Annotated in this window: 2 protein-coding genes; both read left to right on the forward strand. The window is 62.4% G+C overall.

Annotated elements, in window-relative coordinates:
- Positions 1–36: 36 nt before the first annotated feature.
- The gene (locus tag AC0685_RS43440) at positions 37–327 is read left to right on the forward strand and encodes a transposase (protein ID WP_478230853.1); all 291 of its coding nucleotides are present in this window, start codon (positions 37–39) and stop codon (positions 325–327) included.
- Complete coding sequence (locus tag AC0685_RS43445; protein ID WP_478230854.1) at positions 324–1214, forward strand: IS3 family transposase; 891 nt, start codon at positions 324–326, stop codon at positions 1212–1214. Before AC0685_RS43440 ends, AC0685_RS43445 begins: the two co-directional genes overlap by 4 nt.
- Positions 1215–1245 lie beyond the last annotated feature (31 nt).

Genomic DNA, 1245 nt, shown 5'->3' on the forward strand with positions numbered 1-1245 from the left:
AAACCGTGGAGGCATGGACTTAGAGGATCATGAGTTGTGCCTGAGAAGCGAAGGAAGTTCGATGCGGAGTTCCGTGAGGGAGCGGTCCGGATCGTGCGGGAGACGGGGAAGTCGGTTCCCGAGGTAGCTCGTGACCTGGGGATTGTCGAGCAGACCCTGCGGAACTGGGTCAATAAGGACAAGGTCGAGCGGGGCGAGGCCGAAGGGGTGACCGGCGACGAGCGCGCGGAGCTGGCGCGGTTGCGGGCGGAGAACGCCGAGCTCCGGATGGAGCGTGATGTGCTCAAGCGATCCGTGGTCCTGTGGGTGAAGGAGGCGACGCGGTGAGCCTGGCCGCGTTCATCGCCGACCAGAGGACCAGTCATCGTGTGCCGCACGCGGTCGCCTGCCGGGCTCTGGAGGTGTCGGAGTCGTGGTTCTACAAGTGGAACCACCGCGAGCCCACGGTGGCCCAGCGGCGCCGCGCCGAGGTGGACGAGGCGGTCAAGGCCGCCTTCGACGCCTCGGGTGGTCTCTATGGTTCGCCCCGGGTGCACGCCGAATTACGCGACGACGGATGGGAGGTGAGCGAGAAAACGGTTGCCAAGTCGATGGCGGAACAAGGCTTGATCGCGCGCGGCAAGAAACGGCGGAAGAACCTCACCCGCCAGGATAAATCGAAGATTCCGTTCCCGGATCTGGTGCGACGTGACTTCACCGCGGACGCGCCGGACCAGAAATGGGTCGGGGATATGACCGAGATCCCCACCGATGAGGGGAAACTGTATCTGGCGACGGTGATTGACCTGTACTCCCGACGATTGCTCGGTTACCCCACCAGTGCGCATCCGGACGCCGAACTCGCTGGTCAGGCTATCAAGATGGCCGTCGCCACCCGCGGTGGCGACGTCGCGGGAGTCATCTTCCACACCGACCGCGGCTCCACATACACCGCGACGAGTTTCACCAAGCTGTGCACGAAGATCGATATCCAGCAATCCATGGGACGAGTCGGATCGTGCTTCGACAACGCCGCCGCGGAATCATTCTTTTCCACGCTCGAGCACGAGGTGCTCTCGCGACACCACTTTAGCACGCGCACGGAGGCGAAAACTGTGGTTGTGAAATGGATCGTCGACTTCTATAATGGGAAACGGCGACACAGTCGATGTGGACTGATATCCCCGATCGACTACGAAAACACCGCCACCAACCCCGAACAGCAAGCAGCATAGTGGAGTCCTCCACGCTACGGGGGGAAGCTCA

It is taken from the genome of Amycolatopsis sp. NPDC043889, assembly GCF_056435645.1.